This is a genomic window from Streptomyces sp. H27-D2, assembly GCF_035828615.1.
GTDB lineage: Bacteria > Actinomycetota > Actinomycetes > Streptomycetales > Streptomycetaceae > Streptomyces.
Genome location: NZ_JAYMZR010000020.1, coordinates 50,693 through 66,573, shown reverse-complemented (window position 1 = coordinate 66,573; position 15,881 = coordinate 50,693). Strand labels below are relative to the sequence as shown.

Annotated in this window: 10 protein-coding genes; 9 read left to right on the top strand and 1 reads right to left on the bottom strand. The window is 73.6% G+C overall.

Features of this window, described 5'->3' with window-relative positions; genetic code table 11:
- The first annotated feature begins 118 nt into the window (after positions 1 to 118).
- The 8 genes from QMK28_RS11035 to QMK28_RS11000 all read left to right on the top strand — a co-directional run bounded on the left by QMK28_RS11035 (position 119) and on the right by QMK28_RS11000 (position 12,894).
- On the top strand, positions 119 to 3,148 hold the full coding sequence (locus tag QMK28_RS11035) for an FAD-binding and (Fe-S)-binding domain-containing protein (protein WP_326436893.1): 3,030 nt from the start codon (positions 119 to 121) through the stop codon (positions 3,146 to 3,148).
- Positions 3,149 to 3,356: 208 nt separating this feature from the next.
- Entirely contained in the window at positions 3,357 to 4,337 is a 981-nt protein-coding gene (locus QMK28_RS11030) for a TIGR03084 family metal-binding protein (protein WP_326436892.1), read from the top strand.
- Complete coding sequence (locus QMK28_RS11025) at positions 4,334 to 6,037, top strand: acyclic terpene utilization AtuA family protein (protein WP_326436891.1); 1,704 nt, start codon at positions 4,334 to 4,336, stop codon at positions 6,035 to 6,037. Before QMK28_RS11030 ends, QMK28_RS11025 begins: the two co-directional genes overlap by 4 nt.
- Entirely contained in the window at positions 6,034 to 7,632 is a 1,599-nt protein-coding gene (locus tag QMK28_RS11020; protein WP_326436890.1) for an acyl-CoA carboxylase subunit beta, read from the top strand. Before QMK28_RS11025 ends, QMK28_RS11020 begins: the two co-directional genes overlap by 4 nt.
- Positions 7,633 to 7,751: 119 nt before the next feature.
- On the top strand, positions 7,752 to 10,001 hold the full coding sequence (locus QMK28_RS11015) for an ATP-binding protein (RefSeq protein WP_443050655.1): 2,250 nt from the start codon (positions 7,752 to 7,754) through the stop codon (positions 9,999 to 10,001).
- A gap of 126 nt (positions 10,002 to 10,127) precedes the next feature.
- Positions 10,128 to 11,333: an acyl-CoA dehydrogenase family protein gene (locus QMK28_RS11010; protein ID WP_326436888.1), complete on the top strand. Its 1,206-nt coding sequence runs from the start codon at positions 10,128 to 10,130 to the stop codon at positions 11,331 to 11,333.
- Between the two features lie 59 nt (positions 11,334 to 11,392).
- Positions 11,393 to 12,220, top strand: a complete 828-nt coding sequence (locus tag QMK28_RS11005) for an enoyl-CoA hydratase family protein (RefSeq protein ID WP_326436887.1) — start codon at positions 11,393 to 11,395, stop codon at positions 12,218 to 12,220.
- On the top strand, positions 12,199 to 12,894 hold the full coding sequence (locus QMK28_RS11000) for a TetR/AcrR family transcriptional regulator (protein ID WP_326436886.1): 696 nt from the start codon (positions 12,199 to 12,201) through the stop codon (positions 12,892 to 12,894). The genes QMK28_RS11005 and QMK28_RS11000 overlap by 22 nt, the downstream gene beginning before the upstream one ends.
- Positions 12,895 to 13,217: 323 nt before the next feature.
- On the opposite strand, the gene QMK28_RS10995 is transcribed toward QMK28_RS11000, so the two are convergent.
- Positions 13,218 to 14,318, bottom strand: a complete 1,101-nt coding sequence (locus tag QMK28_RS10995) for a citrate synthase 2 (RefSeq protein ID WP_326436885.1) — start codon at positions 14,316 to 14,318, stop codon at positions 13,218 to 13,220.
- 730 nt (positions 14,319 to 15,048) lie between these two features.
- On the opposite strand from QMK28_RS10995, the gene pdxH reads away from it, so the two are divergent.
- On the top strand, positions 15,049 to 15,729 hold the full coding sequence (pdxH, locus tag QMK28_RS10990) for a pyridoxamine 5'-phosphate oxidase (protein WP_326436910.1): 681 nt from the start codon (positions 15,049 to 15,051) through the stop codon (positions 15,727 to 15,729).
- Positions 15,730 to 15,881 lie beyond the last annotated feature (152 nt).

Below are 15,881 nucleotides of genomic sequence, written 5' to 3'. Positions count from 1 at the left end.
GCCCCGGCCGGACCACGGTCCACCCGATGAGACGGAGGCACACCCCTTCTCCCACCCGGTCGGGGGTTCTCGCGCCGATCGTCCGCGTGGCGGATCCAGGGGTGGGGAGGATGTCCGCATGGCCGATAGCGAGGGACTGGAGAGCGCACTGCGGGCGGCGGTGCGCGGGCAGGTGGCGTTCGACGCGGCGAGCCGGGCGCTGATGACCATGGACGCGTCGAACTACCGGCGGGTGCCGGTGGGGGTGGTCGCGCCGCGCGACGCCGACGACGTCGCGGCGGCGCTCGCGGTCTGCCGGGAGCGCGGGGTGCCGGTGGTGCCGCGTGGCGGCGGGACGTCGATCGCCGGGCAGGCCACCGGGGTGGGGGTCGTGCTGGACTTCACCCGGCACCTGAACCGGATCGTCTCGCTCGACCCGGAGGCGCGGACCGCCGTCGTCCAGCCCGGCGTGGTGCTGGACGACCTGCGGGCGGCAGCCGGCGCGTACGGGCTGACCTTCGGCCCCGACCCGTCCACGCACAGCCGCTGCACCCTCGGCGGCATGATCGGCAACAACTCCTGCGGATCGCACTCGGTGGCGTGGGGGACCACGGCCGACAGTGTGAGCGAGCTGGACGTACTGACCTACGGCGGCGAACGCGTACGGCTCGGCCGGGGCGGCGGCGCGCTGGACGGTCTGCCCGCCCGGCTGCGGGACGGCCTGCGCACCCTGGTCGACACCGACCTCGCGCTGCTGCGCACCGGCTTCCCCGAGCTGCCGCGCCGCATCTCCGGCTACGCGCTGGACGAGCTGCTCCCGGAGAAGGGCCCCGACCTGGCCCGCGCCTTCACCGGCAGCGAGGGCACGCTCGGCGTGCTGACCGAGGCGACCGTACGGCTTGTCGAGCCGCCGAAGGCCAAGGTGCTGGCGGTGCTCGGATACGAGGACGAGAGCGCGGCGGCCGAGGCGGCGCACACCCTGCTGCCGTACGGGCCGCTCACCGTCGAGGGGATGGCCGCGGACCTGGTCGCGGGCAGTGCGGCGGAGCTGCTGCCGCGGGGCGGGGCCTGGCTGTTCGTCGAGATGGGCGGGGCGACGGCGGATGAGGCGCGGGCGCGGGCCGGTGAACTGTGCCGCGCCGCGACCGGGGCGGGGGCCGCGGTGGACCGTACGGTCGTCACCGACCCGGCGGGGCAGCGCGCGCTGTGGCGGGTACGCGAGGACGCCTCCGGCACGGCGACCCGGATGCCCGACGGCAGCGAGGCGTGGCCCGGCTGGGAGGACTGCGCGGTGCCGCCGGCCAGGCTGGGGGCGTATCTGCGCGAGTTCCGCGGCCTGCTGGAGCAGCACGGGCTGCGGGGCGCGCCGTACGGGCACTTCGGCGACGGCTGCATCCACGTCCGGATCGACTTCGACCTGTTGACCGGTCCCGGCATCGCCCGCTACCGCTCCTTCTCGACCGACCTCGCCGACCTGGTCGTCGCCCACGGCGGCTCGCTGTCCGGCGAGCACGGCGACGGACAGGCGCGCGCCGAACTGCTGCCGAGGATGTACGGGGCCCCGCTGGTCGGCCTGTTCGACCGCTTCAAGGACCTGTGGGACCCGGCGGGCGGTCTCAACCCGGGCATCCTCGCGCGCCCGCACCGGCTGGACGAGAACCTGCGCTTCGAGGTCCTGCCGAAGAAGCCGGTGCCCGTGGAGTTCGGCTACCCGCACGACGGCGGGGACTTCTCGGCGGCGGTGCGCAGGTGCGTCGGCGTCGCCAAGTGCCGTACGACGGAGGCCGGCACGGACGTGATGTGCCCCTCCTTCCGCGCGACGGGCGAGGAGCAGCACTCCACCCGAGGCCGGGCCCGGCTGCTGCACGAGATGCTCGCGGGCGAGGTCGTCACGGACGGCTGGCGCTCGGTGGAGGTCAAGGACGCGCTCGACCTGTGCCTGTCCTGCAAGGGCTGCCGCTCCGACTGCCCGGTCGGCGTGGACATGGCCACGTACAAGGCGGAGTTCCTCCACCACCACTACGCGGGCCGGCTCCGCCCCGCCGCCCACTACGCGATGGGCCGGCTCCCGCTCTGGCTGCGCGCGGCGGCGGCGACCGGGATGACGCCGCTGCTGAACGCGGCGGCGCGGGTGACGCCGGTTGCGGCGCTGGCGAAGCGGCTGGGCGGGATCACGCCGGAGCGGGATATTCCGGGGCTGGCGGTGGAGTCGTTCAGCCGGTGGTTCGCCGGGTCCGAGGCTGCGCGGCGGGGTGGTGGCGGGGGGCGGGCCGGCGAGGCGCGCTTGCCTGGCAGCGGGCGCTTGCCCGGCACCGCGCGCCGGCCCGGAACCGACCGCGTGTCCGAGGCGGGTCGTGGGTCCGAGGCAGGTCGTGCGTCCGGGACAGTCCGGCTGCCTGAGGCGGGTGGCACGTCCGAGGCCGCCCGCCAGCCTGAGGCTGCCCCCCGCCCCGAAGTGCCCCCCATGGTCGTCCTCTGGCCCGACACCTTCACCAACTACCTTTCCCCGTCCGTCGGCCGAGCCGCCGTGCGGGTCCTGGAGGCGGCGGGCCTACGCGTCGTGCTGCCCGCGCCGCAACCCGTGTGCTGCGGGCTGACCTGGGTCTCCACGGGCCAGCTCGACGCCGCCCGCAAGGTCATGCGGCGGACCCTGGACGCGCTGGAGCCGCTGCTGGGCTCCGGGCTGCCGATCGTGGTCCTGGAACCGAGCTGCGCGGCGGCGCTGCGCACGGATCTGCCCGAGCTGCTGGGCGCGTCCGACCCGCGTGCGGCGCAACTGGCCGCGTCGGTGCGTACGTTCGCGCAGGTGCTGGAGGAGTACGCGCCGGACTGGCGGCCCCCGGCGATCAACCGGCCCGTGGTGGGCCAGACCCACTGTCACCAGCACGCGGTTCTCGGCGACGCGGCGGAGCGCCGCCTGCGCGAACGGGCCGGGCTGGTCGGTGAGCTGAGCGGCGGATGCTGCGGCCTGGCGGGCAACTTCGGCTTCGAGAAGGGCCACTACGAGGTGTCGGTCGCGTGCGCGGAGGAACAGCTGCTGCCCTCCGTACGGGACGCGGCTGCGGGAGCCGAGATCTTGGCCGACGGTTACTCGTGCCGTACGCAGTTGGATCAGTTGGCGGGGGAGCGCGGCAGGCACCTGGCGGAGGTTCTCGCGGAGGGACTGTGAGCGGGCTTGGCGGCCCGCGACCACCCGACCCCGCCCCGGCATCGCGGCCCGCCACCAAAAAATAATGCAATCACGCTTGCTTGTTTCTGATCCCGCTGCCACGCTCTGAATCGCGACGCGTGCTGACGCGCTGACGTGCTGACGTGCTGACGCAGCCGTCAACCCGTCCCGCCCGCCCAGCTACAGCAGCCGATCAGGGGAGCGCAGCGTGTCCGATCCGGGAATCGTGCTCGGCGATCTACGCGACGAGGGGGACGAGTTGGACGGCCTGGTGGCCGGGCTCGCGGCCCAGGAGTGGGCGACGCTCACCCCTGCCCCCGGCTGGACCGTCGCCCACCAGATCGCGCACCTCGCCTGGACGGACGCACGCGCCCTCCAGTCGGCGGTCGACCCCGATGGCTTCGCGCGGGAGGTGGAGAAGGCGATGGCTTCGCCCGAGACCTTCGTCGACGAGGGCGCGGAGCGGGGCGCGCTGGAGCCCCCCGCCGAGCTGCTGGAACGCTGGCGGCAGGGGCGCGCCTCCCTCCATCAGACGCTCGCCGCGCAGCCGCCCGGCACCCGGCTGCCCTGGTACGGACCGCCGATGAGCATCCCCTCGGTGGCGACCGGCCGTCTGATGGAGACCTGGGCGCACGGCCAGGACATCGCCGACGCGCTGGGCGTCCGCCGCGCCCCCACCGAACGGCTGTGGCACGTCGCCCGCATCGGCGTCCGGGCGCGCGACTACGCCTACGCGGTGCGGGGACTGGCCGCCCCCGGCGAGGAGTTCCGGGTCGAGCTGACGTCGCCGGCCGGGCACGTGTGGGCGTACGGACCGGAGGACGCGGCGCAGCGGGTGGCCGGCCCCGCGCTGGACTTCTGCCTCCTCGTGACCCAGCGGGCGCACCGCGCCGACCTGGCCGTACGGGCCGAAGGTGCTGACGCCGACGGCTGGTTGGACATCGCGCAGGCATTCGCCGGGCCGCCGGGGCCGGGCCGCGCCCAGGGCGCAGCTGACACCGCAGCTCACACCGCAGCTGACACCGCAGCTCACACAAAGAGCACAGAAGCCGACGGCGGCAAGCCCGGCAGCACCGGCCAGCCCGGCGACGGCGGCAGGCCCGGCGACACCGGCAGGTCCGCCAACCCCGCCAAGCCCGGCAGGTCGGGCAACCCCGGCAACCCCGCCACCCCCGGAACCCCCGCATGACCCAGCCGCTGCGCATCGGCAACGCCTCCGGCTTCTACGGCGACCGCTTCGACGCCATGAAGGAGATGCTCACCGGCGGCCCCCTCGACGTGCTCACCGGGGACTATCTCGCCGAGCTGACCATGCTCATCCTCGGCCGCGACCGGCTCAACGATCCGGCGCGCGGCTACGCGAAGACCTTCCTGCGGCAGTTGGAGGAGGGGCTGGGGCTGGCCGCTGAGCGCGGAGTGAAGCTCGTGGCCAATGCCGGCGGGCTGAATCCGGCCGGGTTGGCGGAGGCCGTACGGGAGTTGGCGAAGCGGGTCGGGGTCGAGGTGCGCGTGGCGCACGTCGAGGGCGATGAGCTGCTGGGCCGGGCGGAGCGGGAGGGCTGGGGCGCGGGGGTGCTGACCGCGAACGCCTACCTCGGCGGCGGCGGCATCGGCGCGTGCCTGCGAGCGGGGGCCGATGTGGTCGTCACCGGGCGGGTGACGGACGCCGCGCTGGTGAGCGGGGTGGCGGCGGCGCACTTCGGGTGGGCGGCGGCGGACTGGGACCGGCTGGCCGGGGCGGTGGTCGCCGGGCATGTACTGGAGTGCGGGACGCAGGCCACCGGCGGCAACTACGCGTTCTTCGGCGAGCACGACGTGCGTCACCCCGGCTTCCCGGTCGCGGAGATCCACGCCGACGGCTCCTCCGTGATCACCAAGCACCCGGGCGCCGGCGGAGCGGTGAACGTCGGGACGGTCACCGCACAGCTGCTGTACGAGACGGGGAGTGCCCGCTACGCGGGCCCGGACGTCACCGCCCGGCTCGACACCGTACGGCTGGCGCAGGACCGCCCGGACCGGGTCCGGATCGAGGGCGTGCGCGGCGAGCCGCCGCCGCCCACCCTCAAGGTCGGGCTGACCCGGATGGGCGGCTGGCGCAACGAGGTCGTGTTCGTGCTCACGGGCCTCGACATCGAGGCCAAGGCGGCGCTGGTCAGGGAACAGCTGGAGGCGGCGCTGGAGGCGGCAGGGCGCCGGCCGTCCGAGGTGCGGTGGACCCTGGCCCGTACGGACCGGGCGGACGCGGCCGTGCAGGAGGAGGCCAGTGCGCTGCTGCGGCTCGTCGTACGGGACGCGGACCCGGAGGCGGTGGGGCGGGCGGTCAGCAGCGCCGCCGTCGAGCTGGGGTTGGCGAGCTACCCCGGATTCCACCTGACCGCGCCGCCGGGCAAGGGCGCGCCGTACGGGGTCTTCGAGGCGGTGTTCGTGGAGGCGGGGAGCGTGCCGCACGTCGCCGTGCTGCCCGACGGACGACGGCTCGACGTACCCCCGCCGCCCGCCACGCAGGCGCTCGCGGAGGTCCCGGAGCCGGCGCTGCCCCCGCCGCTCGGAGCCGGCCGCACCCGCCGGGCCCCGCTCGGCCGGCTGGCCGGCGCGCGGAGCGGCGACAAGGGCGGCGACGCCAACGTCGGTGTCTGGGTGCGTACGGACGAGGCGTGGCGCTGGCTGGCGCATGCCCTCACCGTCGAGACGTTCCACGAGCTGCTGCCCGAGACGGCCGGCCTGTCGGTCGTGCGACACGTGCTGCCCCGCCTGCGGGCGCTGAACTTCACCGTCGAGGGGCTGCTCGGCGAAGGCGTCGCGGCGCAGGCCCGATTCGATCCGCAGGCCAAGGCCCTGGGGGAGTGGCTGCGTTCGCGGCACCTGGACATACCGGAGGTACTGCTGTGACTGTGCTCGCGTCCGCGCTGGACAGCGCGAGCCCCGACTTCGCCGCGAACCGCGAGTCGATGCTCGCCAAGCTCGCCGAGGTCGAGGAGGAGCACGCGAAGGCGCTCGCCGGGGGCGGCGAGAAGTACGTCGCGCGCCACCACAAGCGCGGCAAGCTGCTCGCCCGTGAGCGCATCGAGCTGCTGCTCGACCCCGACACCCCGTTCCTGGAACTGTCGCCGCTGGCGGCCTGGGGGAGCGATTACGCGGTCGGCGCGGCGCTGGTCACCGGGATCGGGGTGATCGAGGGCGTCGAGTGCCTGGTGACCGCCAACGACCCGACCGTGCGCGGCGGGGCCAGCAACCCGTGGACGCTCAAGAAGGCGCTGCGGGCGAACGAGATCGCGTACACCAACCGGCTCCCGGTGGTCAGCCTGGTCGAGTCGGGGGGCGCGGATCTGCCCAGCCAGAAGGAGATCTTCATCCCGGGCGGCGCCCTCTTCAAGGACATCACGCGGCTCTCCGCAGCGGGCATCCCCACCATCGCCGTCGTCTTCGGCAACTCCACGGCGGGCGGGGCCTACGTACCGGGCATGTCCGATCACGTGATCATGGTCAAGGAGCGGTCCAAGGTCTTCCTCGGCGGACCGCCCCTCGTCAAGATGGCGACAGGCGAGGAGAGCGACGACGAGTCGCTGGGCGGCGCCGAGATGCACGCCCGCACCTCCGGTCTCGCCGACTACTTCGCGCTCGACGAGCCGGACGCGCTGCGGACCGCCCGCCGGGTGGTCGCCCGGCTCAACTGGCGCAAGGCGCAGCCCGACCCGGTGGCGGCACAGCCGCCCCAGTACGACGAGGACGAACTGCTCGGCATCGTCCCCGGAGACCTCAAGACGCCCTTCGACCCCCGCGAGGTCATCGCCCGGATCGTCGACGGCTCGGACTTCGACGAGTTCAAGCCGCTCTACGGCCCGAGCCTGGCCACCGGCTGGGCCACGTTGCACGGCTACCCGGTGGGAATCCTCGCCAACGCGCAGGGCGTCCTGTTCAGCGCCGAGTCGCAGAAGGCCGCGCAGTTCATCCAGCTCGCCAACCAGCGCGACATCCCGCTCCTCTTCCTGCACAACACCACCGGCTACATGGTCGGCAAGGAGTACGAGCAGGGCGGCATCATCAAGCACGGCGCGATGATGATCAACGCCGTCTCCAACTCCCGCGTCCCCCACCTCTCGGTCCTCATGGGCGCCTCGTACGGAGCCGGCCACTACGGGATGTGCGGCAGGGCGTACGACCCGCGCTTCCTCTTCGCCTGGCCCAGCGCCAAATCCGCGGTGATGGGCCCGCAGCAGCTCGCGGGCGTGCTGTCGATCGTCGCCCGCGCCTCGGCCGCCGCCAAGGGCCAGCCGTACGACGACGAGGCCGACGCGGCGCTGCGCGCGATGGTCGAGCAGCAGATCGAGTCCGAGTCGCTGCCGATGTTCCTGTCCGGGCGGCTGTACGACGACGGGGTCATCGACCCGCGCGACACCCGCACCGTCCTCGGCCTGTGCCTGTCGGCCGTGCACGGCGCACCCGTGGAGGGCGCGCGCGGCGGCTTCGGTGTGTTCCGGATGTGACCGGATGCGGGATGTGGAAGTGGGCCCGGATATGAGGGCGATGGCTGTGGATCAGTGGCCGTGGATCAGCGGCCGTGGATCAGTGCGGGACGACGAGTGGGCTTGGGGCGATGGACGCGATGGATGAGCGCGGGGCTGCCGGGGAACACCCGGTGACGGACGAGCGTGCGGACGAGAGTGCGGACGAGCGTGCGGACGGGCGGCAGGGGCGAGGGGCGGCAGCCGCTCCCCGGACGATCGGGTCCGTGCTGGTCGCCAACCGGGGGGAGATCGCCTGCCGGGTCTTCCGCACCTGCCGGGAGCTGGGGATCGCCACGGTCGCCGTCCACTCGGACGCGGACGCGGAGGCGCTGCACGTCCAGCGGGCGGACGCCGCCGTACGGCTGCCGGGCAACGCGGCGGCCGACACGTATCTGCGCGGCGACCTCCTCGTGAAGGCCGCGCTCTCGGCGGGGGCCGACGCGGTGCACCCGGGGTATGGATTCCTGTCGGAGAACGCCGACTTCGCGCGCGCCGTCGACGACGCCGGGCTGATCTGGATCGGACCGCCGCCCGAGGCGATCGAGGCGATGGCCTCCAAGACCCGGGCCAAGGAGATCATGGCCGCCGCCGGGGTACCGCTGCTCGCCTCGATCGACCCGGCGCGAGCCACCGACGCCGACCTTCCGCTGCTGGTCAAGGCGGCGGCGGGCGGCGGCGGCCGGGGCATGCGGGTCGTACGGGAACTGGCCGAGCTGCCAGCGGAGTTGACGGCGGCGCGGGCCGAGGCGGCGTCCGCCTTCGGGGACGGCGAAGTCTTCGTCGAGCCGTACGTCGAGCGCGGCCGGCATGTGGAAGTGCAGGTCCTCGCCGACGGCCACGGCACCGTCTGGGCGCTCGGCACCCGTGACTGCTCCCTCCAGCGCCGCCACCAGAAGGTCATCGAGGAGTCGCCCGCCCCCGGCCTGAGCGATGAGCTGCGCCGCACGCTCCACGAGGCGGCCACCGAGGCGGCCCGCACGATCGGCTACACGGGAGCGGGCACGGTCGAGTTCCTGGTCGCGCGGGACGGCCGTGCGTACTTCCTGGAGATGAACACCCGCCTCCAGGTCGAGCACCCGGTCACCGAGTGCGTCCACGGCGTGGACCTGGTGGCCCTCCAACTCCGCATCGCGGAAGGGACGCGGCTCGACACGGCCCCGCCCGCCCCGCGCGGCCACGCCGTCGAGGCCCGCCTCTACGCGGAGGACCCGGCGCGCGACTGGCAGCCGCAGACGGGGACCTTGCACCGGTTCGAGGTGCTGGGGGCTGGTGGTTCGGGCGGGGCGAGCGGCTCTCTCTTTGGGGCTGCGCCTGACGGGACCTCCACCGGCGGGCTGCGGCTCGATACGGGGGTCGCCGACGGGGACGTCATCGGCGTCCGCTACGACCCGATGCTCGCGAAGGCCATCGCCTGGGCCCCGACCCGTGCGGAGGCGGTCCGCCGCCTGGCGCACGCCCTGGACCGGGCGCGCATCCACGGTCCGGTCACCAACCGCGCGCTGCTCGTACGGTCGCTGCGCCACCCGGACTTCGTGGCCGCCCGCCTCGACACCGGCTTCTACGACCGCAACCTCGCCGGGCTGACGGGGAGCGGGACGGGGACTGGGACGGCGACCCCGGCCGGTCGCGAGCCCGACTCCGGTTCCGGCTCCGCCCCCGAGCCCGACCGGCTCGCGTCGCTGGCCGCGCTCGCCGCCGCGCTGGCGGACGCGGCGGCCCGTACGGCACCCGGCGCGCCGAGTCTGGCGGGCCGGCTCGGCGGCTGGCGCAATGTGCCGTCCCGGCCGCAGTCCAAGAGCTACCGCTCCGAGCCCGACGCGACCGAGTACGAGGTCCGCTACCGGCTGACCCGCGAGGGGCTGCACGCCGAGGGCCACCCCGGCGTACGGCTGCTGCACGCGACGCCCGGCCGGGTCGTGCTCGAAGTGGACGGCGTACGGCGGACGTTCGACGTGGCCGCGTACGGAGACCCCGCCTCCGGCGGGCATCGGCTCTCCGGCGGCCGGCTCCACGGCGAGCAGCCGCTCCGTGGCGATCAGCTGTACGTCGACTCCCCGCTGGGCGCGCACGCGTTCACCGCGCTGCCCCGCTTCCCCGACCCCACGGCCCGTACGACCCCGGGCTCGCTGCTCGCACCGATGCCCGGCACGGTCGTCCGGATCGCCGAGGTGGCGGTGGGCGACGCGGTGACAGCGGGCCAACCGCTGCTCTGGCTGGAGGCCATGAAGATGGAACACCGCGTCACAGCCCCCGCCGACGGCACCCTCACCGCCCTGCATGCGGCGGTCGGCCGCCAGGTCGAGGTCGGAGCGCTGCTCGCGGTCGTGGCGACGGACCCGGAGGAGTAACGACCCGCCCCGCCCCGACCTGAACTGCATCGCTCCGCACCCGCACCCGCACCCGCACCCGCACCCGCACCCGCATTCCATCACCGCGTCCCGTCCCCGCATCCCGTCTCAGGAGGAGTCCAGGCCATGACCACAGACACCGTCGCGAGCGCCGTCATCGAGACCGAGGAGCAGCGTGCTCTGCGTGCCGCCGTCGCGGCGCTCGGGAAGCGCTACGGCCGTGAGTACTTCGCGGCTGTCACCCGTGAGGGCAAGCACACCGACGAGTTGTGGCGCGAAGCGGGCAAGCTCGGCTATCTCGGGGTCAACCTGCCGGAGGAGTACGGCGGCGGGGGCGGCGGGATAGCCGAGCTGTCCATCGTCCTGGAGGAGCTGGGGGCGGCGGGGTGCCCGTTGCTGATGATGGTCGTGTCGCCCGCGATCTGCGGCACGGTCATCGCCCGCTTCGGCACCGAGGCGCAGCAGCGCGCCTGGCTGCCGGGCCTGGCGGACGGCACGCTCAAGATGGCCTTCGGCATCACCGAGCCGGACGCGGGCTCCAACTCGCACCGCATCACCACCACGGCCCGCCGCGACGGTGCGGGGCAGGACGCCGATTGGCTGCTGACGGGCCGCAAGGTCTTCGTCTCCGGGGTGGACATCGCCGACGCGACCCTCATCGTCGGCCGCACCGAGGTGACGTCGACCGACGGTGCGAAGACCGGCAAGCTCAAGCCTTGCCTGTTCATCGTCCCGCGCGACGCGCCGGGGTTCAGCCGCAGCCACATCGCCATGGAGCTGGCCGCTCCGGAGAAGCAGTTCGAGCTGGTCATCGACGAGGTGCGGCTGCCCGCCGAGGCGCTTGTGGGGGACGCGGACGCCGGCCTGCTGCAACTCTTCGCCGGGCTCAACCCCGAGCGGATCATGACCGCCGCGTTCGCGCTCGGGATGGGGCGATACGCGCTGTCGAAGGCCGTCGACTACGCCCGTACACGCCAGGTCTGGAAGGACCCGATCGGCGCGCACCAAGCGATCGCGCACCCTCTCGCGCAAGCGCACATCGAGCTGGAGCTGGCCCGGCTGATGATGCAGAAGGCCGCCTACCTCTACGACGCGGGCGACGACATGGGCGCGGGCGAGGCGGCGAACATGGCGAAGTACGCCGCTGCGGAGGCGGCCGTGAAGGCGGTGGACCAGGCCGTGCACACGCTTGGCGGCAACGGCCTGACCAGCGAATACGGGTTGGCGACGCTGATCACGGCGGCGCGGGTGGCGAGGATCGCGCCGGTCAGCCGGGAGATGATCCTCAACTATGTGTCGCACCAGTCGTTGGGGCTGCCCAAGTCGTACTGATCAGGCCCGTGCCGCACGTCAACAACCTGCCGCCCCCGTCTCCGAAAGTGAGCGTCACCATGGCTGATGCCCCGCCCCTCGTGCACCGCGCCGACGACCGGGGGATCAGTACGCTGACGCTCGACTCCCCGCACAACCGCAACGCGCTGTCCGCGCGGCTCGTCACCGAGCTGTACGAGGGGCTGGCGGCAGCCGCGCGGGACGACGGCACCCGAGCGGTGCTGCTCACGCACACGGGCAATACGTTCTGCGCGGGCGCGGACCTGGCGGAGGCCGGCGCGGCCGGGGGCGCGGGGGCGGCATCCACAGCAGGGCCGGAGGCTGCCCCCGTGTCCGGGCCGCTCGGGCTCGCGCGGCTGTTGCGGACGATCGTCGAGCTGCCCAAGCCGGTGCTGGCCATGGTCAGCGGGCATGTACGGGCGGGGGGCCTCGGGCTGCTCGGGGCGTGCGACATCTCCGTGGCGGGGCCGGGGGCGAGCTTCGCGTTCACGGAGTCCCGGCTCGGGCTGGCGCCCGCTGTCATCTCGATGCCGCTGCTGCCGCGCCTCGACCCGCGCGCGGCGGCCCGCTACTACCTGACCGGCGAACGGTTCGACGCGGTCGAGGCGGCCCGGATCGGACTGGTGACGCTGGCGACCGCCGAGGAAGGCGCGGACGGCACAGCCGCCGCCCTGGCACCTATCCTGGACGGCTTGCGGCGGGCCTCACCGCAGGGTCTCGCGGAGTCGAAACGCCTGGTCAACGCCGAGGTGTTGCGTACCTTCGACCGGGACACCGATGATCTCGCGAAGCAATCCGCACGCCTTTTCGCCTCCGAGGAGGCCCGGGAGGGCATGACCGCCTTCCTCGAACGACGGGACCCCGCATGGTCGCAACGACCAAGGTGACCAGGACCAAGGTGACCAGCGCTTCAACCGCAGCGCCCGCGTCGGCCGCAGCCCCGGCCCGGGCGGCCAGGGCGACGGAGCCCAAGCAGGACCGCAGCCGGGCCACCCGCCAGGGGCTGCTGGAGGCGGCCGTCGCGTGCCTCGCGGAACGCGGCTGGAGCGGGAGCACCGTCACGGTCGTGGCGGAGCGCGCGGGCGTCTCGCGCGGCGCCGCGCAGCACCACTTCCCGACCCGCGAGGATCTCTTCACGGCGGCGGTGGAACACGTCGCCGAGGAGCGCTCGGCGGCTCTGCTCGGCCTCGCCCGCGATCTGCCGCCGGCCGGTTCGGCGGCCAGGACGCGAGCCGTCGTCGAGGCGCTGGTCGGGCTCTACACAGGGCCGCTGTTCCGCGCGGCCCTGCACCTGTGGGTGGCCGCCTCGAACGAGGATCAGCTGCGCCCGCGCGTGACGGACCTGGAGGCCCGGGTCGGCCGGGAGACCCACCGCATCGCGGTGGAGCTGCTGGGGGCCGACGAGCGGGCGCCCGGCGTCCGGGAGACCGTGCAGGGCGTACTCGACATGGCGCGCGGCCTGGGCCTAGCCAACCTGCTGACGGACGACGGCCCGAGGCGCGAGGGCGTGATCGCGCACTGGGCGGGGCTGCTCGACGGGGCGCTGGGCGCGCGGCGTTGAGCAGCTACGGGGCCCGCAGCCCCCGCAGCCCCCTAACCCTTAACCCTTAACCCGTAGCCCCTAAGCCCGTAGCCCGTAGCCCGTAGCCCGTAGCCCGTAGCACGGGGTGGCCGGGCAGCCGTGGGCCTGACGGGGCAGCCGGCCCGCCCGTACAACGCGAAGCGCCGGCGACAGCGGCTCAGGCCGATGTCGCCGGCGCTCGATGCGGCGGGATGAACGCGCGCGGTCCGGGCCGGACCGGACCGGTTGAATCCGCCCCGGCCCGATCAGCCCGCCCGCTCAGCGCGAGTCAGCGCGAGTCAATGCGGCTCAGCGCGCGCGACTCAGTGCGAGATGTCCTCGTACCCCGAGACCGCCTGCGGGCTCCGCGTCCCCGGCCCGACGTAGCGGGCGGAGGGCCGTACGAGGCGTCCCGTCCGCTTCTGTTCCAGGATGTGCGCCGACCAGCCCGCCGTGCGGGCGCAGGTGAACATCGAGGTGAACATGTGCGCCGGGACCTCGGCGAAGTCGAGGATGATCGCCGCCCAGAACTCCACGTTCGTGGCCAGCACCCGGTCGGGACGACGGGCGTGCAGTTCGTCGAGGGCCGCGCGTTCCAGGGCCTCGGCGACCTCGTAGCGCGGTGCGTCGAGTTCCTTGGCCGTGCGGCGCAGCACGCGCGCCCGGGGGTCCTCCGCGCGGTAGACGCGGTGGCCGAAGCCCATCAGGCGCTCGCCCTTGTCGAGCGCCTGCTTGACGTACGCCTTGGCGTCGCCGGTGCGCTCGATCTCTTCGATCATGCCGAGCACGCGGGAGGGCGCGCCGCCGTGCAGCGGGCCGGACATGGCGCCCACCGCGCCGGACAGTGCGGCGGCGACGTCCGCGCCGGTCGAGGCGATGACGCGGGCGGTGAAGGTGGAGGCGTTCATTCCGTGCTCGGCGGCCGACGTCCAGTAGGCGTCGACGGCGGCGACGTGCTTCGGGTCGGGCTCGCCGCGCCAGCGGATCATGAACCGTTCGACGACGGACTGCGCCTTGTCGATCTCGCGCTGCGGCACCATCGGCAGGCCCTGGCCGCGCGCGGACTGCGCCACGTACGAGAGGGCGGTGACGGCGGCGCGGGCGAGGTTGTCGCGCGCGGTGGCCTCGTCGATGTCGAGGAGCGGTTTGAGGCCCCACACGGGCGCCAGCATGGCGAGCGCGGACTGGACGTCCACGCGGATGTCACCGGAATGGACCGGGATCGGGAACGGCTCGGCGGGCGGCAGGCCCGGGTTGAAGGCACCGTCCACCAGCAGGCCCCAGACGTTCCCGAAGGAGACGTGGCCCACCAGATCTTCGATGTCTACGCCCCGATAGCGGAGCGAGCCGCCTTCCTTGTCGGGTTCGGCGATCTCCGTTTCGAACGCGACGACTCCTTCGAGTCCGGGTACGAAGTCGGACATCAGGCGGCTCCTCATGATGTGGTCGACATGCGGCTTGTGACCAAGGTGTCAAGGTCTCACGATGTCGAGACGGTTACGCGGCTGTACGAAACGGCTCGCGGTCCGTATCGGTCACCCCGGTGATGCCCCGCGAGGGCGGTGGTCACCCAACCACGGGTTGGCAGGCCCGCGAGGGGGACGCGTCCTGCGATCGGGCGAACCGGGTGTGTTGACGGTTCGCCTCGGTGCGGAGTGGTGCGGGTGCTGCGGTGTGGTGCGTGGTGCTGCGGTGTGGTGCCGGTCGGTATAGCTCAGTACGACTCGTACGACTCGGTACGGCTCGGTGCGGGTCGTTCGGGGCGCTATAGGTCGGACACGATATCTCTCGGTGTCCGCAGGCCACAGTGCCCCAGCCAATGATTTTGGCGGGTTCCGCCGGTGCGCGGAAGCGTGATAAGCGGCACACTGCGCCAATCGAGCCCGGGGGGATTACCCGCTCCGACTCGGGGGCAGACTCGGCGGACGTGTGGGCCCGACGTGTGGGCCTGAGAGGCCCATGCTGCAAGATGTGGACGTGCGACAAGCCGATTCATCTCGCCCCGCCGCCCCTTCGCCCTCCGACTCGCCGTTTTCGTCCCCGGCCGCGGAATCCCTCGCCTCCTCCGGCGCCGCGGGGGCCGCCGCGCCCGTCGCGCCGGCCGACTTCTCCGGGGCCGAGGCAGGTCCCGGGCCGCAGTTCGACCCGGCCGCGATGCGCGCCCAGTACCGGGCCGAGGGTCTGGACGAGAGCGATCTCGCGGACAGCCCGCACGAACAGTTCGCGCGCTGGTTCACCCAGGCCGGCCAGAGCGGCCTGCACGAGCCGAACGCGATGGTCGTCTCCACCGCGGACGCGGCGGGCCGCCCCAGCTCGCGCACCGTGCTGCTGAAGCAGTACGACGCGCGCGGCTTCGTCTTCTTCACCAACTACGCCTCCCGCAAGGGCCGCGATCTCGCGGAGAACGCCCATATCTCGCTGCTCTTCCCCTGGCACCCGATCGCCCGCCAGGTGATCATCGGCGGCACGGCGGAGCGCATCGGCCGCGATGAGACGGCCGCGTACTTCCGCGGCCGTCCGCATGGCTCGCAGCTCGGCGCGTGGGCGAGCGCGCAGTCGACGGTCGTCGCCTCACGGGCCGAGCTGGACCGGGCGTACGAGGAGCTGGTCGTCCGTTACCCGGAGGGCGAGCAGGTCCCGGCGCCACCGCACTGGGGCGGCTTCCGGGTCGTGCCGGACTCCATGGAGTTCTGGCAGGGCCGCGACAACCGGCTGCACGACCGGCTCCGCTACGTACGGGAGGAAACGGCCGGAACCGGGGCGGGCGCGGGGGCCGACGAGGCGGTCGACCTCACGGTCGCTGCCGCCTGGCGGATCGAGCGGCTCTGCCCGTAGCCGCTGGTGGGGCTGCCCCTGGGCCCTTGGCCAGGGCGGGCAGCAGGCGACCCGCGGGCCTGCTCCCTCGGCGCCGTGCGGCGTCGACGGGCCGATCGGACGAATCGGCGAGCCCGCGGGTCGGGTGACTGCATGGGGATTGGCCGGCTGCG